Source organism: Amycolatopsis umgeniensis, assembly GCF_014205155.1.
Lineage (GTDB): Bacteria > Actinomycetota > Actinomycetes > Mycobacteriales > Pseudonocardiaceae > Amycolatopsis > Amycolatopsis umgeniensis.
This window is the reverse complement of record NZ_JACHMX010000001.1, coordinates 6,402,635-6,428,034: the sequence shown is the minus strand read 5'-3', so window position 1 is coordinate 6,428,034 and position 25,400 is coordinate 6,402,635. Positions and strand designations below refer to the sequence as shown.

Below are 25,400 nucleotides of genomic sequence, written 5' to 3'. Positions count from 1 at the left end.
TTCGCCGGGGGCAGCCTGTCCGAAAGGAGCGCTTACTTCACCTGGAGCAGCTTGTTCGCCGTGCCACCGGTCGGGTTGCTGATCTTGCCGTCGGCGGCCGCGGCGACCAGACCTTCGGCGACCTGGGCCGGGGTGGCGTCAGGGTGGGCCGAGAGGTAGAGCGCGGCAGCGCCCGCGACGTGCGGCGAAGCCATCGAGGTGCCACTGATGGTGTTCGTGGCGTCGTCACCGGTTCCCCACGACGAGGTGATGTCGACACCCGGCGCGTACAGGTCGACGACCGAACCGTAGTTCGAGAAGCTGGCCTGCTTGTCGGTCTTGTCGCTGGCGGCCACCGTGATGGCCTCCTTGACACGGGCCGGCGAGGTGGTGCCGGCGTCGGAGGACTCGTTGCCCGCCGCGAGCGCGAAGGTCACGCCCTTGGCGATGGCTCCCTTGACCGACTCGTCCAGGGCGTCGTCCGCGCCACCGCCCAGGCTCATGTTCGCGACCGACGGGCCCTTGGCGTTCGCCGCGACCCAGTCGACACCGGCGACGACACCTTCGGTGGTGCCGCTGCCGTTGGCGTCCAGCACGCGCACGCCGACGATCTTGACGCCCTTGGCCAGGCCGTGGTCCGTGCCGCCGATGGTGCCGGCGACGTGCGTGCCGTGGCCGTGCTCGTCGTTGGGGGTGTCGTCGTTGTCGACGAAGTCCTTGCCGCCGGTCGCGCGGTCACCGAAGTCCTTGTGCGAGCCGCGGACACCGGTGTCGATGACGTAGGCGGTGACGTTGTCGGCCTTCGTCGGGTAGGTGTATTTCTGGTCGAGCGGCAGGTCCGCCTGGTCGACGCGGTCGAGGCCCCACGACGGCGGGTTGTCCTGGGTTTCGCTGATCTTGAACGTCTTGTTCTGGACGACGTACGCGACCTGCGGGTCGGCGGCGAGACGCTTCGCGGCGGCCTCGTCGGCCTTGATCGAGAAGCCGTTCAGCGCCGAGCCGAACGTGCGGGAAAGCGTGGTGCCGTACTGACCGGTGAGGCCCTGCGCCTTGGAGGCGACGTTCGCGGTGATCTCGCTCGCCGCGGCCACGCCCTGGCCGACCGCGGTGGGCTTGAGGACGACGATGTAGCTGCCGCCGACCGCGTTGGCCGCGCCGGCGCCGCGGATCTCGCCCTGCTGGTCGGCGTTGGCCGCACCCGCACCGAACGTGGCGACCGCCGCGGTCACACCGGCGAGGGCGACCCCCGCCACCAAACCGCTACGGGTCTTTCGGGACTTCAGGTTCTTCCGGGACTTGCTCACTGGTTCCCTTCCTGCCGCGCCGTGCGGATCACCCGGGAGGATGATCGTTGCTGCAGCCATGCAAACCGGTTCGCAAGGTGCCGGGCAATGATTCACAGTTACCAGTACTAGGCCATACGGACTAGTCACGCTCGTCCGGAAAGGCGTTTTCGCCTGGCAGAAGGCGCCCCTGGAGTGTTACCCCAGACTGATAAAGTTATTCGTGTTGTTATCAACTCCGAGGGTGTCAAGAAACGGCAGGCGGGGGCGGTCGGGCGACATATGGTGGCGGGGAGCACGGCGGACCGAGTGACCACGAACGACGAAGAGGAGCCGCGTACCGCGTTCGCCACGGCGTTGCGATCGGCCATCGCCACCAGCGGCCTGAGTCTCGATCGGATCCAAGCCCGGCTCTTGGCCCGTGGCGCGTCGGTCAGCGTCACCGCGTTGAGTTACTGGCAGTCGGGTAAACGCCAGCCGGAACGGCAGAGTTCACTGTCCGCCGTCCGGGTCCTCGAAGAGGTACTGGCGGTTCCCGCGGGTTCGCTGCTCAGCCTGCTGCCGCCGCCGAGGCCGCGCGGAGCGTCCTCACGCCGCAGCCGCGCCACCACCGAACAGCCGATGACCTTCCCTCTCGAAGCGCTCCAGGCGCTGCTGGAGAAGGTCGGCGCCCCCAACGCGCTCGAACAACACCATCAGCTGAAACTGGTCGGCCTGCACGATCTGTGCGAGATCGCCGCGGACGGCGGGCAACGCGCGGTGACCGCGCGGGCGGTGTTCCAGGCGGGCGCGGACGGGCAGGACCGCTGGCTGCTGGTCTACGCCCAGGGCGATCCGGAGGCGGGGCCGCCGGTGCTGAACACGCTGCGCAACTGCCACGTCGGCCGCGCCGAGGTCGACGACGAGCACGGGCTCACGGTGGCCGAACTGCTCTTCGACCGGCCGATCGATCGCGGTGAGACGCATCTGATCGAGTATTCCCTGACGAACCCGGGGCCGCCGTACCCGGAATGCCGGAACACGCACTATCGCGAGTTCCGGCGTCCGGTCCGGGAGTACCTGCTGGAGATCCGGTTCGACCCGGACACCATCCCGACGAAATGCTGGCAATACTCCCGGCAAGGCACCTCACCGCTGGACCGGAAGGAACTCACCCTGGACCAGGGCAGCGGTGTCCACGCCGTCGCGCTCGACTTCGGTCCCGGCGTTTTCGGCATCGACTGGGAGTACTAGTGCAGCTTGGTGCGCAGCACCTTCCCGGTCGCGTTGCGCGGTAGCTCGTCGAGGAACTCCACGTCGCGCGGCACCTTGTACCGGGCGAGGTTGGCCTTGACGTACTCACGCACCCCCTCGACGTCCAGATCCGACTTCTCGGCCCGCACCACGAACGCCTTCAGCCGCTGCCCGAACTCGGGATCCTCGACGCCGATGACCGCCGCCTCGAGTACGTCCTCGCGTTCGACCAGGAGATTCTCCACCTCGATCGGGAAGACGTTCTCGCCGCCGGAGACGATCATCTCGTCGTCGCGGCCGTCGATGAACAGCAAGCCGTCCTCGTCGAAATGGCCGACGTCGCCACTGGAGAGGAGACCGTCGATGATCTCCTTGTTCCGGCCGTCGGTGTAGCCCTGGAAGCTGAGCCCGCTGCCGACGAACACCCGGCCGGTGACGTGCGGCTCGGTGATCTTGCCGCCCTTTTCGTCGTACAGCGCGACCTTGCAGCCCACCGGCGCGCGGCCGACCGTGCCCGGCGCCTTGCGCCAGTCCTCGGGCGTCGCGACCGTGGCGACCGCGACCTCGGTCGAACCGTAGAGGTTGTGCACGACGTCGCCGAACGCGGTGGTCGCGCGGTTCCCGAGGTCCGGGGACAGCGCGGAGCCCGCGACGAAGATGATCCGCAGGCACGAGGTGTCGTACTTGGCGCGGATCTCTTCGGGCAGGTCGACGATCCGCTGCAGCATCGTCGGAACCAGGACGAGCGTGGTGCAGCGGTTCTCCGCGACCCCGCGCAGCGTCTCCTCCGGCACGAACTTGCGCCGCATGACGACCTTCGAGCCGAGCGCGAAGGACAGGATGAACTGCGAAAGCCCGGTGCCGTGGAACAGCGGCGCGCCCATGTAGGTCGCCTCGCCGGTCCGCAGCGGGATGCGGTCGAGGAACTGCGCGGAGGCGAGCGCGGAGGTGTGCGGCCGCGGCGCGCCCTTCGGCGTCCCGGTGGTGCCGCTGGTCAGGAGGATGAAGCCACCCGGTTTGGCGGGCGCGGGCCACGGACGGTCGTCGGTGCTCGCGACCAGTTCGGTGACGACCGGGATGTCGCGGGGGCGCACGGTGTCCGAGTCGACCCACGCGAGGTAGTGGTCGACCTCGCCCTCGACAGCGTCCAGCAGGTCGGTGAACTCCTGGTCGTACACGAGCGCCGTGACACCTTCGCGCTTCGAGACGTCCGCGAGCTGCGGTTTGGCGAACCCGGTGTTCATCAGCAGCAGTTTCGCGCCGAGTTTGCCCGAGGCGAGCATCGTCAGCACGAGACCGCGGTGGTCCCGGCACAACGCCGCGATCACCGAACCCGGGCCGAGACCGCGTTCGGACCACGCCCTGGCCAGCGCGTTCGACTGGGTGTCGAGCTGCTTGAAGGTCAGCGGGCCGAGTTCGTCGATGATGCCCGTCGCGGTCGGGTCCCGGCGGGCGGCGATCATGTTCGCGCCGGCGAACGGACCCCACTTCCGCACCATGACCAGCGAGCGCAGGCCCTCGTCGACCCTCGGGATCGGGAGCAGGCCCGCTTGGCGCATCACGTCGATACTCCGCACGGTCTCGGTCACCTTGCCCGCCACCATGGTGGCGAGGCCGGTGGGGTTTCTCATCCGGGCACCTCCGTTGCTGCTGCGGCGAGACACCATGCCGACGGTGTTCGCGTACCGGCGGTATGGGTTGCTACTCGACAGTAGCCGACCGATAGCGCAGGCGCACTAACCGTCTGGTGACAGAAATGTCGGTGGGAACCACCACAATGTGAGTGTGCAGGCGATCGCAGGTCAAGAGGAAGAGGGCGACTTCGCGATCTCGATTTCCGGGGAACGGCCGCTGCGAGGCCTGAAGCTCCCGGAGTTCGTGGACCGGGTACGGAGTTCGGAGGCGGAGCACTCACCCCGTTGGGTGTTCCCGTCGGTCGAACGGACGTATCCGGCGTTGATCAAGGCGGGCGTCCGGGTGCGGCGGTGTCACGACCTGACGCTGACCGAGGGTCTGCTGCTGGCGCACGAGGGCCGTCCGCAGGAGTCCCGGAGCCTGCACGGCGCGCTGGCCAGGGCGAACGGTCAGGAGGCGCCCGCCGACGAGGCGCCGGTCTGGGCCGAGGACGACCAGCCGACGCTGTTCGAGACGCGCGGTCCCCGACTGCCGCCCGGTGTCACCCTGCTCGACGCGGCCCGCCGGGTGCTGGCCGAGCAGGAGAAGCGGGTCGCGCTCACCGAGCATCCGGAGCGGCTCCGGCTGCTTTTCGCGGCGGAGTCGGCGAGCGCGCTGGCGGCCGCGGAGATGTCGGCCGACGGCTTGCCGTGGCGAGCCGATCTGCACCTCCAGTTGCTCGCCGACCAGCTCGGGCCACGCGTGCCCGCCGGGAGCCGTCCGAAGCGGCTGGTCGAGCTGGCGGCGAAGATCAGCGACGCTTTCGGCGGTCGTCCGGTCAACCCGGATGCCCCGGCCAGCGTCGTCCGGGCGCTCGGACGCGAGGGCATCGAGGTCACGTCGGCGAGGAAGTACCTGCTGCGCGACATCGACCACCCCGCCGTCCCGCCGCTGCTGGAGTACAAGGAACTCGCGCGGCTGCATTCGGCCAACGGCTGGACCTGGCTCGACGAGTGGGTGCACGACGGCCGGTTCCGCCCGCACTACATCGTCGGCGGGGTCGTCTCGGGACGCTGGGCGAGCCGGGGTGGTGGCGCACTGCAGATCCCGAAGGTGCTGCGGACCTGCGTCCGGGCGGATCCGGGCTGGAAATTGGTGGTCGCCGACGCCGCGCAACTGGAGCCGCGGGTGCTGACGGCGCTGTCCGGGGACCGCAAGCTGGCCGACGTCGCCGCGGCCACGGATCTGTACGCGAGCCTCGCCGAGGCGATGTTCTCCGGAGTCCGCCGTGTTCCGGTGCCCGCCTGGGACGACCGCGACGATCGGGACCGGGCGAAGATCGCGATGCTGTCGGCGATGTACGGCGGCACGTCCGGCGAGGCGGGACCGCTGCTGGCGTTGCTGCGGACCAGGTTCCCGGACGCGGTGTCCTATGTGGAGCGTGCCGCGCAGGCGGGGGAACGCGGTGAGCGTGTCCGCTCCCGGCTGGGCCGGACGTCACCCGCGCCGTCGGAGGCCTGGCGCGCGCTGACCGGCGGCGTCGCGGAGGACGAGGCCGGCGAGCTCAAGGCCCGCCAGGCGTCACGCAACTGGGGCCGGTTCACCCGGAACTTCGTCGTGCAGGCGAGTGCGGCCGACATGACAGCGGTCCTGCTGGCGACCCTGCGGGGAAAGCTCCCCTCCCCCGCGCATCTGGTGTTCTTCCAGCACGACGAGGTCCTGGTGCACACCCCCGCCGAGTTCGCCGACGAGGTCTCACAGTCCATTGTGGACAGCATGGCGGAGGCGGCGCGGATGCTGTTCGGCACCGCCTGCCCGGTCCGGTTCCCGCTGCACATCGCCGCCGTGGACACCTACGCCGACGCGAAGTGAGTTCCGCCCCCAAGCACGCGAGTTCCGCCTCTGATCACGCGAGTTCGCCCCTCAATCACGCGAGTTCCGCCTTCCAGCCAGCGGAACACCCGTGATCGGGCGACGAACTCGCGTGATCGGAGGGACGACACTCGTGATTGAGGACGGGACACGTGTGATTGGGGGCGGGACTCGCGTGATTGGAGGCGGGACACGCGTGATTGGGGGCGGGACTCGCGTGATTGGAGGCGGGCCACGCGTGATTGGGGGCGGGACTCGCGTGGTCAGGCGGCGTCGTCGAGGGCCTTGATGACCCGCTTGAGGGAAACGGGGTGGGCGGTGCCGAGTGTCTGGGCGAAGAAGCTGACCCGCAGTTCCTCGATCATCCACCGGATCTCTTGCAGGGCAGGTGACGAAGTCCCGGGCGGCACCGCGTCGAGCGCGGTCTGGTACTCGTTGCGCAGCCACGCGATGTCGCCGGTGCGCTGGATGTCACGGGTCGGCTCGGTCGGGAGTTTCTCCAGTCGCCGTTCGATCCCGCGCAGGTACCGGACGACGTGCTTGAGCCTGTCTTGCCCGGTCTCGGTGACGAAACCCTTGTGCACCAGCCCGTTCAGCTGCGAACGGATGTCCGCGAGCGAATCCGCCGGACCGCGGGTGTCGGCCAGCCGCGTTTCGACGTCGTTCGCCGCGCGCAGGATCTTCTCGACGTTGGTCAGCACGTCGAGCACCCCGGCGTTCAGCCCGGCGCGCACCTTTTCCTGCAGGACGGCGAAACCGGCCTCGTCCCAGCGCGGGCCGCCGTTGTCGGCCACAAGCTTGTCGACGGCGCAGTCGACGCAGTCTTCGAGCAGGGCCGCCACGGAGCCGTGCGGATTCCGGTTCAGCACGAGCTTCGACGAGTTGCCGAGGTTGCGGGTGATGAACTTCATCGGCGACGGCAGGTTCAGCCGCAGCATCCGCCGTGTGCCCGCCCACATCGACTTTTCCTGCTGCCCCGGCGTGTCGAGCAGCCGCACCGCCACGGTGCCGCCTTCGTCGACCAGCGCCGGATACGCCTTGACGTCGTGCCCGCGCTGCTTGCTCGCGAACACCTTCGGCAGCTCGCCGAACGCGGGTGTGGTCAGGCCCTGGCGCTCGATGCTGTCGGCGGCCTGGGAGATCGTCGCGCGCACCTGGCCGCTCAGGTCCCGTTTGAGCGCCTCGATGTCCTTGCCCTCGGACACCTTCTTGCCGCGGACGTCGACCACGCGGAAGGTCATCTTCAAATGCTCGGGTACCGCGGACAGCTGCCAAGCGTCGTCCGGGATCACCACCCCGCGCAACGCTTCCAGCTCGTCGGCGGCGGCGTGCAGCAGCGGCCCGTCGGCCGGGCCGACCCGGGACAACACGAGCTTCGCGTGATCGGGCGCCGGCACGAAGTTGCGCCGGATCGCCTTGGGCAGCGATTTGATCAGCTGCGTCACCAGTTCTTCGCGCAGGCCGGGGACCTGCCAGTCGAAGCCGTCCGGGGTGACCTGGTTCAGCACCGGCAGCGGGATGTGCACGGTGACACCGTCCGCGTCCGCGCCCGGCTCGAACTGGTACGTGAGCTTGAAGGTCTGTGTGCCCTGGGTCCAGAAGTCGGGGTAGTCGGCCTCGCGTACGCCACCCGCGGTCTCGTTGATGAGCATCGTCTTCTCGAAGCTCAGCAGATCGGGCTCGGTGTGCCGCGCCTTCTTCCACCAGCTGTCGAAATGCCGTGCGGAGACGACGTCCGCCGGGACGCGCTGCTCGTAGAACTCGAACAGCGTCTCGTCGTCGACCAGAATGTCGCGGCGCCGGGCCCGGTTCTCCAGATCCTCGACCTCGTCGAGCAGCGCGCGGTTCTCGCGGAAGAAGTGGTGCCTGGTCTCCCAGTCGCCTTCGACCAGCGCGTGCCGGATGAACAGCTCGCGGCTCATCTCCGGGTCGATCCGGCCGTAGTTGACCCGGCGGTCGGCGACCAGCGGGACCCCGTACAGGGTCACCTTCTCGAGCGCCATCACCGCGCCCTGCTTGCGTTCCCAGTGCGGCTCGGAATAGTTCCGCTTCACCACGTGCCCGGCGAGCGGCTCGACCCATTCCGGCTCGATCCGCGCGTTGACCCGGCCCCACAGGCGCGAAGTCTCGACCAGTTCGGCCGACATCACGAACCGCGGCTGCTTCTTGAACAGCGCCGAACCCGGGAACACCGAGAACCGCGCTCCCCGCGCGCCGAGGTAGTCGCCCTTCGCCGGATCCTTGAGCCCCACATGCGACAACAGCCCGGCGATCAGCGACGTGTGCACACGTTGCGGATCGGCCGGGCCGGTGGAAACCGTGGCGAGGGTGATGCCGAGCGGTTTGGCCAGCTGGCGGAGCTGGCTGAAGATGTCCTGCCATTCGCGGATACGCAGGTAGTTCAGGTACTCGTTACGGCACAACCGGCGGAACTGGTTGCTGGACAACGCCTTCTGCTGCTCGCTGACGTACTCCCACAGGTTCAGGTACGCCAGGAAGTCGGACGTCTTGTCGGCGAAGCGCGCGTGCTGCTCGTCCGCCGCCTGCTGCTTCTCCGCGGGCCGCTCGCGCGGGTCCTGGATGGACAGCGCGGCGGCGATGATCATCACTTCCCGCACACAGCCGTTGCTCGCGGCTTCCAGCACCATCCGCGCCATCCGCGGGTCGACAGGGAGCAACGCCAGCTTGCGGCCGGTTTCGGTGAGCTTCTTGCCGTCGGTCATCTCGAAGGCGCCGAGCTCTTGCAGCAGCTGGACACCGTCGGTGACCTGGCGGCGATCCGGCGGTTCGACGAACGGGAACGCCGCGATGTCGCCGAGGCCGAGCGACGTCATCTGCAGGATGACCGACGCGAGGTTGGTCCGCAGGATCTCCGGATCGGTGAACTCGGGCCGCGCGTCGAAGTCGTCCTCGGAGTACAGGCGGACGCAGATACCGTCGGAGGTTCGCCCGCACCGGCCCTTGCGCTGGTTCGCGGACGCCTGCGAGACCGGCTCGATCGGCAGCCGCTGGACCTTGGTGCGATGGCTGTAGCGCGAGATCCTCGCGGTGCCGGGGTCGACGACGTACTTGATACCCGGCACGGTCAGCGAGGTCTCGGCGACGTTCGTCGCGAGCACGACCCGCCGCCCGGTGTGACGCTGGAACACCCGATGCTGGTCCGACGACGAAAGCCGCGCGTACAGCGGGAGGATCTCGGTGTTCCTCAGGTCCAGTTTGGACAGTGCGTCCGCGGTGTCGCGGATCTCGCGCTCGCCGGAGAGGAACACCAGGATGTCCCCGGGGCCCTCGTGCTGGAGTTCGCCGACGGCGTCGCAGATGGCCTGCGTCTGGTCACGATCGGTGTCGGCGTCCGGATCGTCTGGGTCGACGACCGGCCGGTAGCGGACCTCGACCGGATACGTCCGGCCGGAGACCTCGACGATCGGCGCGTCGTCGAAATGCTGGGAGAAGCGCTCCGGATCGATGGTCGCCGAGGTGATGATCACCTTGAGGTCGGGACGGCGCGGCAGGAGCTGCTTGACGTAGCCGAGGATGAAATCGATGTTGAGGCTGCGCTCGTGCGCCTCGTCGATGATCAGCGTGTCGTACTGCCGCAGCATCCGGTCGGTCTGGATCTCGGCGAGCAGGATGCCGTCGGTCATCAGCTTGACCAGCGTGTCCTGGCCGGACTGGTCGGTGAACCGGACCTTGTAGCCGACGGCCTCACCGAGTTCGGTGTTCAGCTCGGAGGCGATCCGGTCGGCGACCGTGCGCGCGGCGAGCCGCCTCGGCTGCGTGTGCCCGATCTGGCCCCGGATCCCGCGGCCGAGTTCGAGACAGATCTTCGGCAGCTGGGTCGTCTTCCCGGAGCCGGTCTCCCCCGCGACGATCACCACCTGGTGATCGCGGATGGCCGCGGCGATCTCGTCCTTGCGCTGGCTGACCGGCAGCTCTTCGGGATAGGAGATCTTCGGGACGCCGTCGCGGCGGCGGGTGACCCGCAGCTCCGCGGCCTCGATGTCGGCCTCGATCTGCGCGGCGGCGCTCTCGGCGTTCCGCGCTTTCCGGGCACCGTCGAGCCGGCGCCGGAGGCGGTGCTCGTCGCGCGACATCAACTCGGGCAGGCGAGCGCGCAGGGCGCCGAGCGGGGAAGTTGTGGAACCAGCCATGACCGGCACCAGGATAGCCGTGCGTGACGATCAGGGCCTCCGAATATGCCGGAGGCGACATCCCCCTGGTCAGGAACGGGTGAGCGACCCCGGCGTGAGATCGGCGATCCGCCGGTGACCGGACAGGCCCATGGTCAGGTCGAGGTCGGCGAGCAGGCTCCGCAGCACGTGCCGGACGCCCTCCTCCCCCGCGTGCGCGAGCCCGTACACCCAGGGCCGTCCCACCAGCACGGCCTTCGCCCCGAGCGCGAGCGCCTTGGCGATGTCGGCGCCGGTGCGGATGCCGGAGTCGAACAGCACCTCGATCCGGTCGCCGACCGCGGCCACGATCTCCGGGAGCGCGTCGAGCGAGCCGACGGCCCCGTCGACCTGGCGACCGCCGTGGTTGGACACGACGATCCCGTCCATCCCCGCTTCCACGGCACGGCGCGCGTCGTCGGGGTGCTGGATGCCCTTGAGGACGATCGGCCCGTCCCAGTGCTCACGCAGGAACGGCAGCCTGTCCCAGGTGCTGTCGGTGCCGGTGATCATCGAGATCCAGCGCAGGATCGCGGTGGGCGGGTCCTCTTCGGGCGTCTTTTCCAGCAGGCCGCGGAACACCGGGTCGCTGAGCGGGATCCCGAGCCCCTCGCCCTTGATGAACGGCAGGTACGCGTGGTCGAGGTCGTTCGGGCGCCACGCCAGCGTCCAGGTGTCGAGCGTGACCACGAGCGTGGTGAAGCCCGCGGCCTTCGCCCGCGCCAGGATGCTCGCGCAGACGTCGTTGTCGGTCGGCCAGTACAGCTGGAACCAGCGCTGCCCGTCGCCACTGGCCTCGGCGACGTCCTCGATGCTGGTCGAGGACGCCGTCGACATGATGTAGGGCAGGCCGACCGACGCCGCCGCCCGCGCGGCCGATGGCTCGGCACCCTCGTGCACGATCGACTGGACACCGACCGGCGCCAGCAGCACCGGCGCCGGCAGCGTGGTCCCCAGAACCGTCGTCGACAGGTCGCGGTCGGTGGAGCCGGTCAGCATCCGGGGCACCAGGCGCCAGCGGTCGAAGGCCTCGCGGTTGGCGCGCGCGGTGGCGCCCGAACCGGCCGAGCCCGCGACGTACCAGAACGGGCCGGGCTCCAGGATCTCCCGCGCCGACTCCTCCAGTTTCGTGGCGTCGGTGGAGCACGGCGGGAAAGTCCCGCCGAGCCCCTGCAGGTAGATCTCGTTCTGGTAGCCGCCGAACCGCTCGGTCACCCGGGCCTCCTCGTCACGTCGCCCTGGCCGGCTCTTCGCGGCGGGTCGAGCCTCGGACGATACCCGCCGGTAGTAACCAGGTGAGTTTCTCCGAGCGGATGACCGCGACTGGACCGATCACGGCCAGCAGCAGGACGTAGCCCGCGACGAACGGCGCGACCCGCGAGTCCAGCCCGGCCGCGGTCGCCATCGCGGCGAGCACCAGGGAGAACTCGCCGCGGGTGAGCACGGTCAGCCCGATGTTCACCCCGGCTTGGCGGTCGAATCCGTGCAGTCTCGCGGCCAGCGCTCCCGCGCCCAGGTTCAGCACGATGGTCAGCGCCACCGCGATCAGCACCGGCACGACCACCGAGCCGACCGCGTTCGGGTCGATGCTGAGCCCGAAGATGAAGAAGAACAGCGCGCCGAAAGCGTCCCGCAGCGGGAGCACCAGCTTGTGGATCCGCGGCGCGACCTTCGACCCGCCGAGCATCATGCCGACCATGAACGCGCCGATGGCGTCGGACACCCCGACCTCTTCGGCGACGGCGGCGCCCATGACGGCGACACCGACGAAGCAGACTGTCAGCAGTTCGTCGTCGGCCGAGCCGAACAGCTTCGACACCACCCGGCCGCCCCAGCGGGCGAGCGCGGCCATCACGATCAGGAACGCGAAGGCCTTGCCGAAATCGGCCATGGCCGAGCCGAAACTGCCGGCCCCGGACAACACCGGCTGCAGCAACGCCAGGTACAGCGCGAGGAACAGGTCCTCGATCACGATGATGCCCATGATCAGCCGGGATTCGGGGTTGTTCATCCGGCGCGCTTCGAGCAGGAGTTTGGTGACGATCGCCGACGACGAGATCCCGATGGCACCGGCGATGACCAGCGCTTCCCTGGTCCCCCAGCCCAGCAGGAAGCCGAACGCGAGCCCGCCGCCGATGTTGAGGATCAGGTAGATCAGCCCGGACCAGACGAGTTTGCGCCCGCCCTTGGCGAGATCGTCGAGTGAGAACTCGAGGCCGAGGTAGAACAGGAGGAAGACCAGACCGAGACCGGCGAGCACACCGAGCTCGCTCGGATCGTCCACAAGGGACAGTCCGGGGGTGTTGGGGCCGAAGACGAATCCGGCCAGCATGAACAGGGGGATGGTGGGCAGCCCGATGCGGGCGCCGGCTCTGGCGATGACACCGGCGGCGAGGAACGCCCCGCCGACGGCCAGCAAGGCATGACCGGAACTCATGGAGACCTCCGATGGTGGCTGACTTCTGGCTGAGGACCGGGTCAGCGCGGAGGCGCGCGTGCGGGCGCCTGGGGCACCGCACGGCTGATGACGACGGATTCGCCCTGCTCAGGGGCTGGTCCGGCGTCGAGGAGCTCGACGGTCGCCGTCTCGGCGGGCACGTCGGCGAGCGGAACTGCTTGGCCGCCGTGAAAGGCGGGCAGCGGATGGGTCGCGAAGACGGCGACCGGGTCTTCCTTCGCCGCGCGGCCGTGCCCGTGGGGGACCGTCGGCGTGACGAAGGCGAAGACGAGCAAGATCAGCAGGAAGAAGACGGAACGGTGCCGTGGGGCGGGGGCACGGTCCGTCGTCATCTGACAGATACTTTACCAGTCCTTTATAGACAAATCGACGGGTCCCGCCACATGGGCAGCATCGGCGGCCCGCCGTCGACCGCGAAAACCCGGCCATGATCGCGAAAACCCAGCCGCCGGTACAGTTTCGCGCTCTCCGGGCTGCTGGCCTCCAGGTACGCGGGCACGGTTCCGTTGCGGTCGAGGCCGTACCGCAGCAGCCGTGCGCCGATCCCCTGACGCTGAGCGTTCTCGCGGACGCCGATGAACTGCGCGTGGTGGTATTCGCCGCCGGGAGCGTGTTCCTCCATCAACTCGAACAACGCGGCGAGCCTGCCCAGTTCTTCCCTGGAGAGTCCTGCGAACGCTTCGCCGTCCATGTCCTCCGCACCGGCGGGCGTCCAGAGGACGGCGCCGGAGAGGTCGCCGGTGACGTCGATGTGGCCGCCCGCGGCCAGCGCCCCGCGCGCGATCGCGCGGTGGAAGATCGGCAGCGCCACCGCGCGGCGCCCGTCATCGGGGAAGACCCACACGCTGACCGGGTCTTCGTGGAAGGCCTCGGACAGCACGTCGACCACGGTGTCCATTTCGGACGGTCCGGCGGCGCGCACGGTCATCGTCCGGACCTCGGCGTGGCCGGCGCGTCCTCGTCTTCGAGCGGGCCACCGATGGCGGCGTACGTCTCGGGATCGCGTGTCCGCAGCACTTCCGCGCGCAGGAAACCCACCAGGGCCGCGAGGACCACGAGACCGGGCAGCCCCCAGCGCAACGCGAAGTTGCCCGCCGGGCCGAGCAGCAGATCGAAGTTGACCAGGATCAGCGCGAGCACGGCCGACAGCGCGAGGATCGCCAGCCCCGGCGCGATCCAGCGGCGCCAAGCGTTTTCGGCGTGGCGGCGCCGTTTGAAAAAGCCGATCACCGAAAGCGAGACGGCGATCATGATCACCACGACCCCGGTCGACGCCGTCGTGCCGAGCCAGGTGAACAGTTCGGTCACCGGGTCGCGGTCCGCGATCGCGAACAGGGCCACGACCACCAGGGCGAGCGCGGTCTGCGTGAGCGATCCGGCCACCGGGGAGCCGGTGCGTTTGCTCGTCTTGGCCAGCGAACGCGGCAGCAGCCCTTCCCGGCCCAGCGCGAAGAAGTAGCGCGCGACGGCGTTGTGGAAGCTCAGCAGCGCCGCGCATTGCCCGGTCACGAAAAGCGTGTAGGCGATGTCGGAGAACGTTCCGCCGAGATGTTGACCCGCCAGGTTGAACAGCAGATCCGGCCCCTGCGCGGCCGCGGTGGTGACGATGACGTCGGGTCCGGCGCCCACGGCCAGCGCGAGCGACGAAACGACGTAGAGCACCGCGGTGAGGCCGATCGCGGCGAACGTCGCCCGGCCGACCGTGCGGCTGGGCTCGCGCGTCTCCTCGCCGTAGGTCGCCGCGCCCTCGAAACCGATGAACGCCGCGGCGGAGAATGCGAACACCGCGCCCACCCCGGTGGTGAACAGGCTCGACGGCTCCAGCGGCACCCAGGAAACGCTGCCGCCCGCGGGATTCGCGAACAACGCGATGTCGACGATCGCGACGACGGCGACCTCGAGGCACAGCGCCACCCCGAGCACCTTGGCGTTGAGGTCGATCCGCAGGACCCCGAGCGCGCCGACGATCACCACCATCACCAGCGCGCACAGCCACCACGGCGGCGGGGATCCGGTGAGCGTGCCGAGCCAGGTCGACACCGACCAGCCGAACAGGCCGTAGATGCTGATCTGGATGGCGTTGTAGGTGATCAGCGTGACGAACGCGATCCCGGCGCCGGTGGATTTGCCGACGCCGTTGGCGACGTAGGGATAGAAGGCGCCGGCGTTGGTGATGTAGCGGCTCATCGCCGCGTACCCGACCGCGAACAGCCCCAGGATCGGAGCGAGCAGGAGGAACGACAAGGGCACACCGACATTGCCGGTGACCGCGTAGTTCGTCGGGACCCCGCCCGCGATGGCGAAGAGCGGACCCGCCGCCGCCACCACGAAGAAGACGATCTGAGCGGCTCCGAGCCGCCGTTGGCCGAGACCGCGCCGCGGTCTGTGCGTACCCATGAACCCGTCCCCCCGGACGTCGGTTTGGCGGCGAACGCGTTCGATCCACGTTCTTGATCTTGTGAAAGCCATCCAACCTTAGGGCCGGACAACCCGGCTAGGTACGTCCGTTCAGGCTAAAAACGGACCTCGGGTCGCAGCGGGTGGGCGGCTACCGCTACTTTGGCCGTCCCGCACTACAACGCCGGAGGGCGTGCCTATTCATGCGTCGGCTGACCTTGGTCGATTCCCTGTTCTTCCTCGCCCACGACGAGTTCACCGGAAAACCCGCGCTGCGCCGCACGGGACTCGGCATCGGAATGGCCGGTTCCGCGCTCTGCGATCTCCTCCTCGCCGAGCGGATCACCGTGGAACGCAAGCGAATCCGGCCGTTGTCACGGCGTGGCCTCGCCCATCCCGCGCTGGATCGGGTGTTCTCGGAAATCCTCGGCGAGCGCGAGTGGCACACCGTCCGGGAATGGGTCGACCACCTCCGCCAGGATCTCGGGGAAACGGTCGCGAACAATCTGCTCCACGCGGGAGTGATCAACCGCGAGACCGACCGCGTGCTCATGCGGAAAAATCACCGGTACCCGCCGCGGGATCTGCTGATGTCGACGGCCGCGCGCAGCAAGGCGAGGGCCGCCGTACTCGGCACCGACCGGCCGGATCCGCATTCGGTCTGCCTGGCGCTGCTGGCCTGGACCGTCGGCCTCGACGATCTCTGCGAACCGGAACTCGACCGCGCGGGCCTGCGGGCCTGGGCCGAAGCCACCCACCGGGAACTCCCCAAGGCGCTCGCCGAGCTGATCTCGGGCGTGGACGCGGTGGGGGCCGCGGTCGTCTACACCGGCGACAGGCGGTGACCGACGGTAGTGTGGCGCCATGCCCAGCGGCCGTGATCACGACGTCGTGCTGTTCGGCGCCACCGGGTTCACCGGTGGCCTGACGGCGGAGTACCTCGCGCGCACCGCGCCGCCCGGCCTGCGCCTCGCTTTGGCCGGACGCGATCTCGGCAAGCTGGAAGCGTTGCGGGAAAAGCTTTTCTCGCTCAACGCGGAGTTCGGCGCTTTGCCACTGGTGCGGGCCGACGTCTCCGATGTGGACTCGCTGCGGCGGGTCGCGGAGTCCACGAAGGTCGTCGCCACCACGGTCGGCCCGTATGTCCACTACGGAGAACCGCTGGTCGCCGCGTGTGCCGAGGCCGGGACCGACTACGCCGATCTGTGCGGCGAGCCCGAGTTCGTCGACAGGATGTACGTCGCCCATCACGCCCGCGCCGTCGAAACCGGCGCCCGGCTCGTGCACGCCTGCGGTTTCGATTCGATCCCGCACGACCTGGGCGTCCTCTTCACGATTTCCCGGCTGCCGCAAGGGAAACCGATCCGGATCGACGGATACGTGCGCGCGGGCGCACTTCCGTCGGGCGGCACGTTCCTTTCGGCGCTGACCGCGTTTTCCCGGCTGCCTTCGAGTTTCCGCGCCGCGCGGGACCGCGCCGCGGCCGAGCCACGACCGGAGGGCCGCCGTGCGCGTTCCCCGCTCGGCACTCCGCATCGCGGCCCCGACGGTTTCTGGGCGGTCCCGCTGCCGACCATCGACCCGATGATCGTCGAACGCTCCGCCGCCGCGCTCCCCGCGTACGGCCCCGACTTCACGTACCGGCATTACGCGGCGGTCAAACGGCTTCCGATGGTGGCCGCCGGTGCCGCCGGGATGGGTCTCGTCTTCGGCGCCGCCCAGATCCCACCCGCGCGGCGGGCGCTGTCGAAGCTGCTGAAGCCCGGCGGCGGCCCGGACGAGGCCCGGCGGGCCCGGTCGTGGTTCTCCGTGCGGTTCCACGCCGAGAGCGGCGGCGAGCGCGTCGTGACCGAGGTGTCCGGCGGCGACCCGGGTTACGGCGAGACGGCGAAGATGCTCGGCGAGTCCGCCCTGTGCCTGGCGCTGGACGACCTGCCGGAGACGGCCGGGCAGGTCACCACGGCGAACGCGATGGGGCAGGCCCTGATCGGCAGGCTGAGCGACGCCGGCCTGCGTTTCGCGACCCTCTAGGCGGAGCCGCGCAAAAATCTTCAACCATCCGACACCCTTGCCGGAAACTGTCATTCGTGGTTATCGTGTGCGCACGCCGCAGTCGAACCGATGAGAAAATGACAATTCTCTGTGGAAAGGGACACCTTTCATGAGTGACACCCTGCGGCCCGCGATGCGCCGCGCTCTCGGCGCGGTCTCCGTCCTCGCTCTCGCCGTTTCCGGCCCGGTCGCGATCTCCTCGTTCGCCTCCGCCGAGCCCGCCCCGGCGACGGCGTCGATCTTCGCTTCCGGTGGCGACCTCGCCTCGCCGGAGAAGAAGGAGATCGCGATGCAGATCGTCTCCAGCGCGGAAAACTCTTCGCTGGACTGGAAAGCGCAGTACGAGTACATCGAGGACATCGGCGACGGACGCGGGTACACCGCCGGCATCATCGGGTTCTGTTCCGGTACCGGTGACATGCTCGATCTCGTTGAGCGGTACACGAATTCGGTTCCCGATAATCCGCTCGCGGAATACCTCCCCGCGCTACGGAAGGTCGACGGCAGCGATTCGCACGAGGGCCTCGGCAGCGGTTTCGAAAACGCGTGGCGCCAGGCCGCCGCCCGTTCGGACTTCCAAGCGGCGCAGAACGGCGAACGCGACCGCGTCTATTTCGATCCGTCGGTGAACCAGGCGAAATCGGACGGCTTGGGCGCACTGGGACAATTCATCTACTACGACGCCATCGTGATGCACGGCCCGGGCACCAGCTCGGACAGCTTCGGCGGCATCCGCTCCACCGCGCTCCGGTCGGCCCGGCCGCCGTCACAGGGCGGCGACGAAACGACGTACCTGAAGGCGTTCCTCGACGCGCGGCGCGTGATCATGAAGCAGGAAGAGGCGCACGCGGACACCTCGCGGATCGACACCGCGCAACTGGTGTGGCTCGACGCGGGCAACCTCGACCTGCACACCCCGCTGAAGTGGAAGGTCTACGGGGACCCGTTCGAGATCGACTAGCGCGTGGCCTCGTGAGTGGCGAGGGGCCTTCACGCGCGGCCGGTGTGACTGCTGGTGCGCGTGAGCCGGAAGTGGCGATCCGCAAGTCCGTGAAGGCCTCCTTCACTACCCTCAGGGTAGGCAAGGAGTCCTTCACGGACCGGACCCACGAACTCACATGGCCAGCAGGTCCTCAGCGGTCCGCGTGTTGATCACCCTGTCCGGTTCGATCCCCAGCTCGGTGGCCCGCACACAGCCGTAGACCAGCCAGTCCAGCTGACCAGGCGCGTGCGCGTCGCTGTCGATCGCGAAGTCGCAGCCCAGGTCCACCGCGAGGTTCAGCAGCCGCGTCGGCGGATCCCGGCGTTCGGGCCGCGAGTTGATCTCGACGGCGACCCCGTTGCCCCGGCAAGCGGTGAACACCGCCTCCGCGTCGAACTCCGACTCGGGCCGCTTCCCGCGCGCCCCCATCACCAGCCGCCCGGTGCAGTGCCCCAGCACCCGGACCCGCGGATGCTGGACGGCCGCGAGCATCCGCGGCGTCATCTCCTTCGCGGGCATCCGCAGTTTCGAATGCACGCTCGCGACGACGAAGTCCAGCTGCTCCAGCAGGTCTTCCTCTTGGTCCAGCGTGCCGTCGAGGTGGATGTCGACCTCGATGCCGTGCAGGATCCGGAACGGCGCCATCGTCTCGTTCAGTTCCGCGACGACGTCCATCTGCCGCCGCAGCCGTTCGGGCGAAAGGCCGTTGGCGACGGTCAGCCGGGGTGAGTGGTCGGTCAGCACCATCCATTCGTGCCCGAGCGAGCGAGCGGCCTCGGCCATCTCCTCGATCGGGCTCCCGCCGTCGGACCAGTCCGAATGGGTGTGGCAGTCGCCGCGCAACGCCGCCCGCATGGGACCGCCGTCGGGCAGTTTCGGCTCGCCGAGCTTTTCGAAGTACGCGGGACGACGTCCGGCGAGGACGTCTTCGACCACGGCCGCTGTCGCCTTGCCGATATTCGGCAACGCGGTCAACGTGCCGGCCTCGGCACGTTTGCGCAGGTCATCCGGTTTGACCTTGGCGATGACCGCCGCCGCCTGCCGGAAGGCCCGCACCCGGTAGGTCGGCTCGCCCGCGCGCTCCAGCCGGAACGCGATCTCCCTCAACGCCTGCGCCGGTTCCATGGCTCCTGTCTACCCCGTCAGCGGCGAAGAGGCAGCTCATGCAGAGCGACGTCGCGCAACTCGCCGTCGCCGATCTCGGCGGTCTGGTACGTGCAGAACGGCTGACGGCGCCGGTCCGTCGGCGAGCCGGGGTTCAGCAGCCTCAGCCCCTTCGGCGTGACCGTGTCCCACGGGATGTGACTGTGCCCGAACACGAGGACGTCGGTGTCCGGGAAGAGTTCGTCGCAGCGGCGCTCGCGTCCCTGTTTGCCGCCGGTTTCGTGGATGACCGCCAGGCGGACACCCCCTAGTTCGGCCCGCGCGATCTCGGGGAGCCGCGCCCGCAGGTCCGCGCCGTCGTTGTTGCCGTAGACCCCGATGAGCCGCTTGCTCCGGGCCTCGAGTTCGTCCAGCAGGGCGACCTCGACCCAGTCGCCCGCGTGGACGACGACGTCCGCCGCTTCGACCTCACGCCAGACCTGTTCCGGCAGTGCCTTCGCGCGCGGCGGAAGATGCGTGTCGGCGATGAGCAGCAGGCGCATCACTCGTCTCCGATGGCCTCGAGGATCCGGCCGAGGAAGTCGCCGATGTGGGCGCGCAACAGCCCGGCCGCTCCGTCGGCGTCGCCCTTCTTCGCCGCCGCCAGCACCGCCTTGTGCTCTGTCCACTCCTTGCGCCAGCTGGGGTTCGCCTCCCAGCCGACCACACTGATCAACGCGGCGCGATCCTTGAGGTCGTCGAGTATCGAGACCATCAGCGGATTGCCGCAGCCGCTGTAGAGCGCGCGGTGGAACCGGCGGTTGAGCAGGCTGAGGGCGGCCTGGTCCTTGTCCGCGATCGCCGCCGACGCCTCCTTCAGCGCCTCCGCGGCGTCTTCGAGCAGCTCCGGCGCGCGGCGTTCCACCGACCGGCGCACGGCTTCGGGCTCCAGCACCATGCGGACGTCGTAGACCGACCTCGCCAGCTCCGCGTCCACCACGCATACCGACGCGCCCTTGTACGGGCTGAACGTCACGAGCCCCGTGTTCGACAGCACCTTGAGCGCCTCGCGGACCGGCGTCTTCGACACTCCGAGCCGGGCCGCGAGCTCGGCTTCGACCAGCGGCTGACCGGGCTTCAGCTCACGGGTGAGGATGCCGCGGCGAATCTCCTCGAGCACCACTTCGGTACGCGAGGCGGGCAGGCTGAAGGTCGATGACATCGGGCAATCATATATGAGATGCCATACTCGGGAGCATGAAAGCCCCCGAGGAACTCCGAAGCCACCGTTGGTTCGGTGGCGACGAACTGCGCGGCTTCAGTCACCGGGCCCGGAGCAGGCAACTCGGCTACAACCCCGAAGAACACCTCGGGAAACCCGTCATCGCGATCCTCACCACGTGGAGCGACATCAACCCGTGCCACATGCACCTGCGCGAGCGGGCGGAGCAGGTCAAACGCGGGGTGTGGCAGGCGGGCGGATTCCCGCTGGAGTTCCCGGTCGCGACGCTCTCGGAGACCTTTCAGAAACCGACGCCCATGCTCTACCGCAACCTGCTGTCGATGGAGACCGAAGAGATCCTGCGCTCCTACCCGATCGACGGCGCCGTCCTCATGGGCGGCTGCGACAAGACGACTCCGGCGTTGCTGATGGGCGCGACGAGCGCGGGCCTGCCCGCCATCTTCGTGCCCGCGGGCCCGATGTTGCGCGGGCACTGGCGCGACGAGGTGCTCGGCAGCGGCACCGACATGTGGAAGTACTGGGACGACAAGCGTGCCGGGCTGATCGGCGACGAGGAACTGTCCGAATTGGAGCGTGGGCTCGCCCGTTCCCCGGCACCTGCATGACGATGGGGACCGCCGCCACGATGATGTCGGTCGCCGAGGTGCTCGGCCTGACCCTGCCCGGCGCGGCGTCGATCCCCGCCGTGGACTCGGCGCACCACCGGATGGCCGCGGCGAGCGGCGCCCGCGTGGTGGACATGGTGTGGGAGGACCTCACCATCACGAAGATCCTCGACGAGCGCGCGTACGCCGACGCGATCACGACCGTGCTCGCGCTCGGCGGCTCCACCAACGCCGTCATCCACCTGATCGCGATGGCCGGTCGCGGGCGGATCCCGTTGTCCGTCGACGATTTCGACGCGGTCTGCTCTCCCGGCTGACCGACCTGCTGCACACCGATCGTGTCACCGTCACCGGCCGGACCCTCGGCGAGACACTGGAAACGGCGCGGGTGCACAACGACGACGTCATCCGCACCCGCGAGAACCCTGTCGCCGCCGAAGGAGGTGTCGCCATACTTCGCGGGAATCTCGCGCCGTCGGGCGCGGTGATCAAGCACATCGCCGCCCAACCGCGGCTGCTCGTCCACACAGGACCCGCGGTGGTGTTCGACGACTACGAGGACTTGAAGAAACGCATCAACGACCCCGCGCTCGGCATCACCGAGGACTCCGTCCTGGTGCTGCGCGGTTCCGGCCCGCTCGGCGGCCCCGGCATGCCCGAGTACGGGATGCTGCCGCTGCCCGATCACCTGCTGGCCAAGGGGATCCGCGACATGGTCCGGGTGTCCGACGCGCGGATGAGCGGCACCGGTTACGGCGCCTGCGTGCTGCACGTCGCGCCGGAATCCCACGTGGGCGGGCCACTCGCGCTGGTCCGCGACGGCGATCCGATCACCTTGGACGTCCCTTCGCGACGGTTGAGCCTCGACGTCGATGATGCGGAATTGCAACAACGCCGGGCGAGGTGGACCACACCACCCCCGCGGTACGAACGGGGTTACGGCGCGTTGTATTCCGAACACATCACGCAAGCCGACGAGGGCTGTGACTTCGACTTTCTCGCCAGAGTGGGCGAAAATCCGGAACCTGACGCCCAGTGACCACCCGACGGAGTGACGGGCTCACCCAACCGGGCGAGTTGCACGGCCACAAAACGCCCCCCGTATCTTGAACGTACGTCCGGAACGTGTGGAAGGCCCGGATGTTCGATCACGACGTCCAGGCTCACTGGACCGTGGAGGGTGGAGAGTTGCCGCAGGAACCGCGCTGGCCCGAGTCCCACGCTGAGCAGACGGACATTCTCCCGGTCGTCACGCCCGGGTTCGCGGAGTCTGCCACGCCGCAGGAGCCCACGCCACCGAAGCGCCGCCGGAGCTATCGCAAGGCCGCTTTCATCGGCGGCGGCGTGTTCGGCCTGCTGGTCGTCGCGTACGCCCTCGACGTGCTGGTCTCCCAGGGCAGCGTCCCGCGCGGCGTCACCGTCGCCGGGGTCGATGTCGGCGGGATGGACCGTACGGCCGCCGAGAGGGAGCTCAGGGGCGGCATCGAGCCGCGGCTGACCCGGCCGGTGAAGGTCGTCGCGGGCGACGCCGAGGAGTCGCTGGCGCCGACGGCGGCCGGACTGCGCCTCGACTGGCCCGCCACCCTCGACCAGGCGGGTGACCAGCCGCTGAACCCGTTCACGCGGGTCGCGTCGTTCTTCACGACCACCGAGGTCGGCGTCGTCACGCAGACGGAGGACGGCAAGCTCACCGCCGCGCTCGAGAACCTGCGCGAGAAGATCGACCGCGACCCCGTCGAAGGCACCGTCCGCTTCGAGGAGGCCAAGCCGGTCGCCGTCGAGCCGAAGACCGGGCAGAAGCTCGACGTCGAGGCCGCCAAGCAGACGATCCTGGACCGCTGGGCCGGCGGGGAGCCACTCACCCTCGCGGTCACGCAGACCCCGGTCAAGGTCTCGCCGGAAGCCGTCCACGCCGCTCTCGAGCAGGTGGCGAAGCCCGCCGTAGCGGCGCCGCTCGTGATCAAGGGCGAGGGCAAGGACGCGATCGTCAAACCGGACGCCATCGCCGGCGCGCTCACCTTCGAGGCCGCCGACGGCGGCGTGCTGAACCCGAAGGTGGACAACAACAAGATCATCGAGGCCGCGGGCCCGCAGCTGAAGTCCACCGAGAAGGAGGGCAAGGACGCGCAGATCGTCTTCGAAGGCGGCAAGCCGACCGTCCAGCCCTCCGAGGACGCCAACGTCGTCGACTGGGAGCCGAGCCTGAAGCCGGTGCTCGACGTGCTCAAGCGCACCGGTGCCCGCGACCTGCCGGTGACCTACAAGAAGACCCCCGCCAAGGTGACCACCGAGCAGGCGAACCAGCTCGGCATCAAGGAGGTCGTCAGCGAGTTCAAGACCGCCGGGTTCGCCGCGGACTCGGGGACGAACATCCGGGTCGTGGCGCAGAAGGTCAACGGCGCCATCGTGAAGCCGAACGAGACGTTCAGCCTCAACGGGTTCACCGGGCCGCGCGGCGCGGCGCAGGGTTACGTCGAGGCCGGGGTCATCAAGGACGGCGCGCCCGGCCGCGAGGTCGGCGGCGGGATCTCGCAGTTCGCGACCACGCTGTACAACGCCTCGTACTTCGCCGGCATGAAGGACACCGAGCACAAGGAACACAGCTACTACATCAGCCGCTACCCCGCCGCGCGCGAGGCGACGGTGTTCCAGAACCACAACGGCGGCAGCGTCATCGACCTGAAGTTCACCAACGACGGTGACACCGGTGTCGCGATCCAGACCATCTGGTCGCCTTCGGACATCACGATCCGGCTGTGGGGCACCAAGAAGTACACCGTCGAGTCGGTACCCGGCGGCCGCAGCAACCCGTCCGAGCCGCCGACGAAGCCCGGCCCCGCCGAGAACTGCAAGCCCAGCAACGGCGCACCCGGCTTCACCACTTCGGACACCCGGATCATCAAGGACGCCGCGAGCGGCCGCGAGGTCCGGCGCCACACCCGGAACGTGCACTACAACCCGCAGCCGAAGATCACCTGCGGCACGGAGTAGCGGGCTGAGGGGAACCATCCCCTCATCTCACGCGGCGAAGGGCGCTTTCCCTGCATGACCATGCGGGGAAAGCGCCCTTCAGCCTTCTCCGGACTTCACCGAGCGCGGCCGAGGAGGTACGCTAAGTAACTCACTCGATCAGGTGGGGGTGGCCACGACATGACCTCGACGGCGACCTTCCGGCAGATCCTCGCGGTCGGTGAACTGCGGGCGATCTGGTTCGCGGAACTCCAGTCGATCCTCGGCGATCAGGTGGCCAGGGTCGCCCTGTCGGTGCTGGTGTTCCAGCGGACCAACTCGGCGACCTGGCCCGCGCTGACCTACGCGCTCACCTACCTGCCCGATCTGATCGGCGGACCGCTGCTCGGCGGTCTCGCCGACCGGTTCCCGCGGCGGGCGGTGATGGTCTGCTCCGACGTCGTCCGGGCGCTCCTGGTCGCGGTCCTCGCGATCCCCGGCATCCCGCTGCCCGTACTCGCCGCCGTCCTCGTGGTGGTGCAGCTGGCGAACGCGCCGTTCACCGCCGCGCAGGCCGCCGTCCTGCCGTCGGTGCTGAGCGGGGACCACTACGTGCTCGGGCAGTCGCTGATGAAGATCACCAACCAGGTCGGGCAGCTCGCCGGATTCGCCTTGGGCGGCGCGGTGATCGCCACGATCGGCCCGGGACGCGGACTGGCCCTCGACGCGGTGACGTTCGGCATCTCGGCGGTCGTCCTGCGGCTGGGGGTCCGCGCGCGGCCCGCTTCGGGCCCCGCCGGACGGGCGACGTCGACCCTACGGCGGCTTTCGTCGGGTGCCCGCACGATCTGGCGCGACCGGCGGCTGCGCGCGCTGGTCGGCCTGGCGTGGCTGGCGGGTTTCGTGATCGTGCCGGAAGGGCTCGCCGTGCCGTACGCCGCGGAGATCGGCGGCGGGGCGGGGACGGCGGGACTGCTGCTCGCGGCGCATCCTGCGGGGATCGTGCTCGGTGTGTTCGTGCTGGGCCGTCTGGTGCGGCCCGAAGTCCGGCTGCGGATGGTCGGGATACTCGCGCTCGGTGCGATCGTGCCGCTCGCGGCGTTCTGGTTCCGGCCGTCGCTCCCCTACGCCGCCGGACTGCTCGTGCTGTCCGGGATGTGCGCGGCCTATCAGGTCACCGCGAGCACCACGTTCATGCGGTTGGTCCCCGACACCGAACGAGGCCAGGCCTTCGGCCTCGCCGGGTCGGGACTCATCGCCGTGCAGGGAATCGGGCTGATCGCCGGCGGCCTGCTCGTCGGCGTGCTCGGTTCACCCGCGACGACGGTCTCGGTCATCGCATTGGCCGGTCTCGTAGTGGCTGTTCCGGCCACCCGGGCTTGGCGCCACGTGGCCCCTCTTCACCCCCTTTGACCGGAACCGGGTATTCACCAGTTCTGCCCGCGCATGGAGCTCACCCCCTCCAAGTCCCGATCCCGGTC

Annotated in this window: 18 protein-coding genes and 1 pseudogene; 8 read left to right on the top strand and 11 right to left on the bottom strand. The window is 69.2% G+C overall.

Annotated elements, in window-relative coordinates; genetic code table 11:
* Positions 1-32: 32 nt before the first annotated feature.
* Positions 33-1,283 carry a S8 family serine peptidase gene (locus tag HDA45_RS30045; protein WP_184900955.1) on the bottom strand — a complete coding sequence of 417 codons (1,251 nt, stop codon included), beginning with the start codon at positions 1,281-1,283 and terminating at the stop codon, positions 33-35.
* 261 nt (positions 1,284-1,544) lie between these two features.
* Here HDA45_RS30045 and HDA45_RS30040 point away from each other — a divergent pair, with 261 nt between their 5' ends.
* Positions 1,545-2,495, top strand: coding sequence for a hypothetical protein (locus HDA45_RS30040; RefSeq protein WP_184900953.1), 951 nt, complete (start codon positions 1,545-1,547; stop codon positions 2,493-2,495).
* On the opposite strand, the gene HDA45_RS30035 is transcribed toward HDA45_RS30040, so the two are convergent.
* Positions 2,492-4,126 carry an acyl-CoA synthetase gene (locus HDA45_RS30035; RefSeq protein ID WP_184900951.1) on the bottom strand — a complete coding sequence of 545 codons (1,635 nt, stop codon included), beginning with the start codon at positions 4,124-4,126 and terminating at the stop codon, positions 2,492-2,494. The genes HDA45_RS30040 and HDA45_RS30035 overlap by 4 nt on opposite strands.
* A gap of 148 nt (positions 4,127-4,274) precedes the next feature.
* On the opposite strand from HDA45_RS30035, the gene HDA45_RS30030 reads away from it, so the two are divergent.
* Complete coding sequence (locus tag HDA45_RS30030) at positions 4,275-5,981, top strand: bifunctional 3'-5' exonuclease/DNA polymerase (RefSeq protein ID WP_184900949.1); 1,707 nt, start codon at positions 4,275-4,277, stop codon at positions 5,979-5,981.
* 263 nt (positions 5,982-6,244) lie between these two features.
* On the opposite strand, the gene hrpA is transcribed toward HDA45_RS30030, so the two are convergent.
* From hrpA to HDA45_RS30000, 6 genes are all read right to left on the bottom strand, one after another.
* Complete coding sequence (gene hrpA, locus HDA45_RS30025) at positions 6,245-10,132, bottom strand: ATP-dependent RNA helicase HrpA (RefSeq protein WP_184900947.1); 3,888 nt, start codon at positions 10,130-10,132, stop codon at positions 6,245-6,247.
* Between the two features lie 69 nt (positions 10,133-10,201).
* Entirely contained in the window at positions 10,202-11,365 is a 1,164-nt protein-coding gene (locus tag HDA45_RS30020) for an alpha-hydroxy-acid oxidizing protein (RefSeq protein ID WP_184900945.1), read from the bottom strand.
* A 13-nt stretch (positions 11,366-11,378) separates the two neighbouring features.
* The gene (locus HDA45_RS30015) at positions 11,379-12,587 is read right to left on the bottom strand and encodes a cation:proton antiporter (RefSeq protein WP_184900943.1); all 1,209 of its coding nucleotides are present in this window, start codon (positions 12,585-12,587) and stop codon (positions 11,379-11,381) included.
* 41 nt (positions 12,588-12,628) lie between these two features.
* Entirely contained in the window at positions 12,629-12,940 is a 312-nt protein-coding gene (locus tag HDA45_RS30010; RefSeq protein ID WP_184900941.1) for a hypothetical protein, read from the bottom strand.
* Between the two features lie 23 nt (positions 12,941-12,963).
* The gene (locus tag HDA45_RS30005) at positions 12,964-13,536 is read right to left on the bottom strand and encodes a GNAT family N-acetyltransferase (RefSeq protein ID WP_184900939.1); all 573 of its coding nucleotides are present in this window, start codon (positions 13,534-13,536) and stop codon (positions 12,964-12,966) included.
* Positions 13,533-15,005 (bottom strand): APC family permease, encoded by a 1,473-nt coding sequence (locus HDA45_RS30000; RefSeq protein WP_184900937.1) that lies wholly within the window; start codon positions 15,003-15,005, stop codon positions 13,533-13,535. The genes HDA45_RS30005 and HDA45_RS30000 overlap by 4 nt, the downstream gene beginning before the upstream one ends.
* A 203-nt stretch (positions 15,006-15,208) precedes the next feature.
* On the opposite strand from HDA45_RS30000, the gene HDA45_RS29995 reads away from it, so the two are divergent.
* The 3 genes from HDA45_RS29995 (at position 15,209) to HDA45_RS29985 (ending at position 18,018) form a co-directional block, all read left to right on the top strand.
* Positions 15,209-15,850: a GOLPH3/VPS74 family protein gene (locus tag HDA45_RS29995; RefSeq protein ID WP_184900935.1), complete on the top strand. Its 642-nt coding sequence runs from the start codon at positions 15,209-15,211 to the stop codon at positions 15,848-15,850.
* 19 nt (positions 15,851-15,869) lie between these two features.
* Positions 15,870-17,036 carry a saccharopine dehydrogenase family protein gene (locus HDA45_RS29990; RefSeq protein ID WP_184900933.1) on the top strand — a complete coding sequence of 389 codons (1,167 nt, stop codon included), beginning with the start codon at positions 15,870-15,872 and terminating at the stop codon, positions 17,034-17,036.
* Positions 17,037-17,166: 130 nt separating this feature from the next.
* A complete protein-coding gene (locus HDA45_RS29985; protein WP_184900931.1) occupies positions 17,167-18,018 on the top strand; it encodes a chitosanase in 852 nt (283 codons plus the stop codon).
* A 153-nt stretch (positions 18,019-18,171) separates the two neighbouring features.
* On the opposite strand, the gene HDA45_RS29980 is transcribed toward HDA45_RS29985, so the two are convergent.
* From HDA45_RS29980 to HDA45_RS29970, 3 genes are read right to left on the bottom strand one after another with little or no spacing between them, the layout of a single operon-like run.
* Positions 18,172-19,164: a PHP domain-containing protein gene (locus HDA45_RS29980; RefSeq protein WP_184900930.1), complete on the bottom strand. Its 993-nt coding sequence runs from the start codon at positions 19,162-19,164 to the stop codon at positions 18,172-18,174.
* Positions 19,165-19,181: 17 nt separating this feature from the next.
* A complete protein-coding gene (locus HDA45_RS29975) occupies positions 19,182-19,685 on the bottom strand; it encodes a metallophosphoesterase family protein (protein ID WP_184900928.1) in 504 nt (167 codons plus the stop codon).
* A complete protein-coding gene (locus HDA45_RS29970; protein ID WP_184900926.1) occupies positions 19,685-20,344 on the bottom strand; it encodes a GntR family transcriptional regulator in 660 nt (219 codons plus the stop codon). Before HDA45_RS29970 ends, HDA45_RS29975 begins: the two co-directional genes overlap by 1 nt.
* A gap of 35 nt (positions 20,345-20,379) precedes the next feature.
* Between HDA45_RS29970 and HDA45_RS29965 the strand changes: the two are divergent.
* From HDA45_RS29965 to HDA45_RS29955, 3 genes and pseudogenes are all read left to right on the top strand, one after another.
* A pseudogene (locus tag HDA45_RS29965) lies at positions 20,380-22,009 on the top strand (IlvD/Edd family dehydratase).
* Between the two features lie 101 nt (positions 22,010-22,110).
* Positions 22,111-23,961 carry a VanW family protein gene (locus HDA45_RS29960; protein ID WP_246480831.1) on the top strand — a complete coding sequence of 617 codons (1,851 nt, stop codon included), beginning with the start codon at positions 22,111-22,113 and terminating at the stop codon, positions 23,959-23,961.
* A gap of 159 nt (positions 23,962-24,120) precedes the next feature.
* Entirely contained in the window at positions 24,121-25,332 is a 1,212-nt protein-coding gene (locus HDA45_RS29955) for an MFS transporter (protein WP_184900924.1), read from the top strand.
* The last annotated feature ends 68 nt before the right edge of the window (positions 25,333-25,400 follow it).

What these genes read in the sequence shown, in the direction of transcription:
- HDA45_RS30005 (WP_184900939.1), bottom strand. Translation starts at nt 13,536, where the DNA reads ATGACCGTGCGCGCCGCCGGACCGTCCGAAATGGACACCGTGGTCGAC.
- HDA45_RS30040 (WP_184900953.1), top strand. Translation starts at nt 1,545, where the DNA reads ATGGTGGCGGGGAGCACGGCGGACCGAGTGACCACGAACGACGAAGAG.
- HDA45_RS30035 (WP_184900951.1), bottom strand. Translation starts at nt 4,126, where the DNA reads ATGAGAAACCCCACCGGCCTCGCCACCATGGTGGCGGGCAAGGTGACC.
- HDA45_RS29990 (WP_184900933.1), top strand. Translation starts at nt 15,870, where the DNA reads ATGCCCAGCGGCCGTGATCACGACGTCGTGCTGTTCGGCGCCACCGGG.
- HDA45_RS30015 (WP_184900943.1), bottom strand. Translation starts at nt 12,587, where the DNA reads ATGAGTTCCGGTCATGCCTTGCTGGCCGTCGGCGGGGCGTTCCTCGCC.
- HDA45_RS29960 (WP_246480831.1), top strand. Translation starts at nt 22,111, where the DNA reads ATGTTCGATCACGACGTCCAGGCTCACTGGACCGTGGAGGGTGGAGAG.
- HDA45_RS30010 (WP_184900941.1), bottom strand. Translation starts at nt 12,940, where the DNA reads ATGACGACGGACCGTGCCCCCGCCCCACGGCACCGTTCCGTCTTCTTC.
- HDA45_RS29955 (WP_184900924.1), top strand. Translation starts at nt 24,121, where the DNA reads ATGACCTCGACGGCGACCTTCCGGCAGATCCTCGCGGTCGGTGAACTG.
- HDA45_RS30000 (WP_184900937.1), bottom strand. Translation starts at nt 15,005, where the DNA reads ATGGGTACGCACAGACCGCGGCGCGGTCTCGGCCAACGGCGGCTCGGA.
- HDA45_RS29985 (WP_184900931.1), top strand. Translation starts at nt 17,167, where the DNA reads ATGAGTGACACCCTGCGGCCCGCGATGCGCCGCGCTCTCGGCGCGGTC.
- HDA45_RS29995 (WP_184900935.1), top strand. Translation starts at nt 15,209, where the DNA reads ATGCGTCGGCTGACCTTGGTCGATTCCCTGTTCTTCCTCGCCCACGAC.
- hrpA (WP_184900947.1), bottom strand. Translation starts at nt 10,132, where the DNA reads ATGGCTGGTTCCACAACTTCCCCGCTCGGCGCCCTGCGCGCTCGCCTG.
- HDA45_RS29980 (WP_184900930.1), bottom strand. Translation starts at nt 19,164, where the DNA reads ATGGAACCGGCGCAGGCGTTGAGGGAGATCGCGTTCCGGCTGGAGCGC.
- HDA45_RS29970 (WP_184900926.1), bottom strand. Translation starts at nt 20,344, where the DNA reads ATGTCATCGACCTTCAGCCTGCCCGCCTCGCGTACCGAAGTGGTGCTC.
- HDA45_RS29975 (WP_184900928.1), bottom strand. Translation starts at nt 19,685, where the DNA reads ATGCGCCTGCTGCTCATCGCCGACACGCATCTTCCGCCGCGCGCGAAG.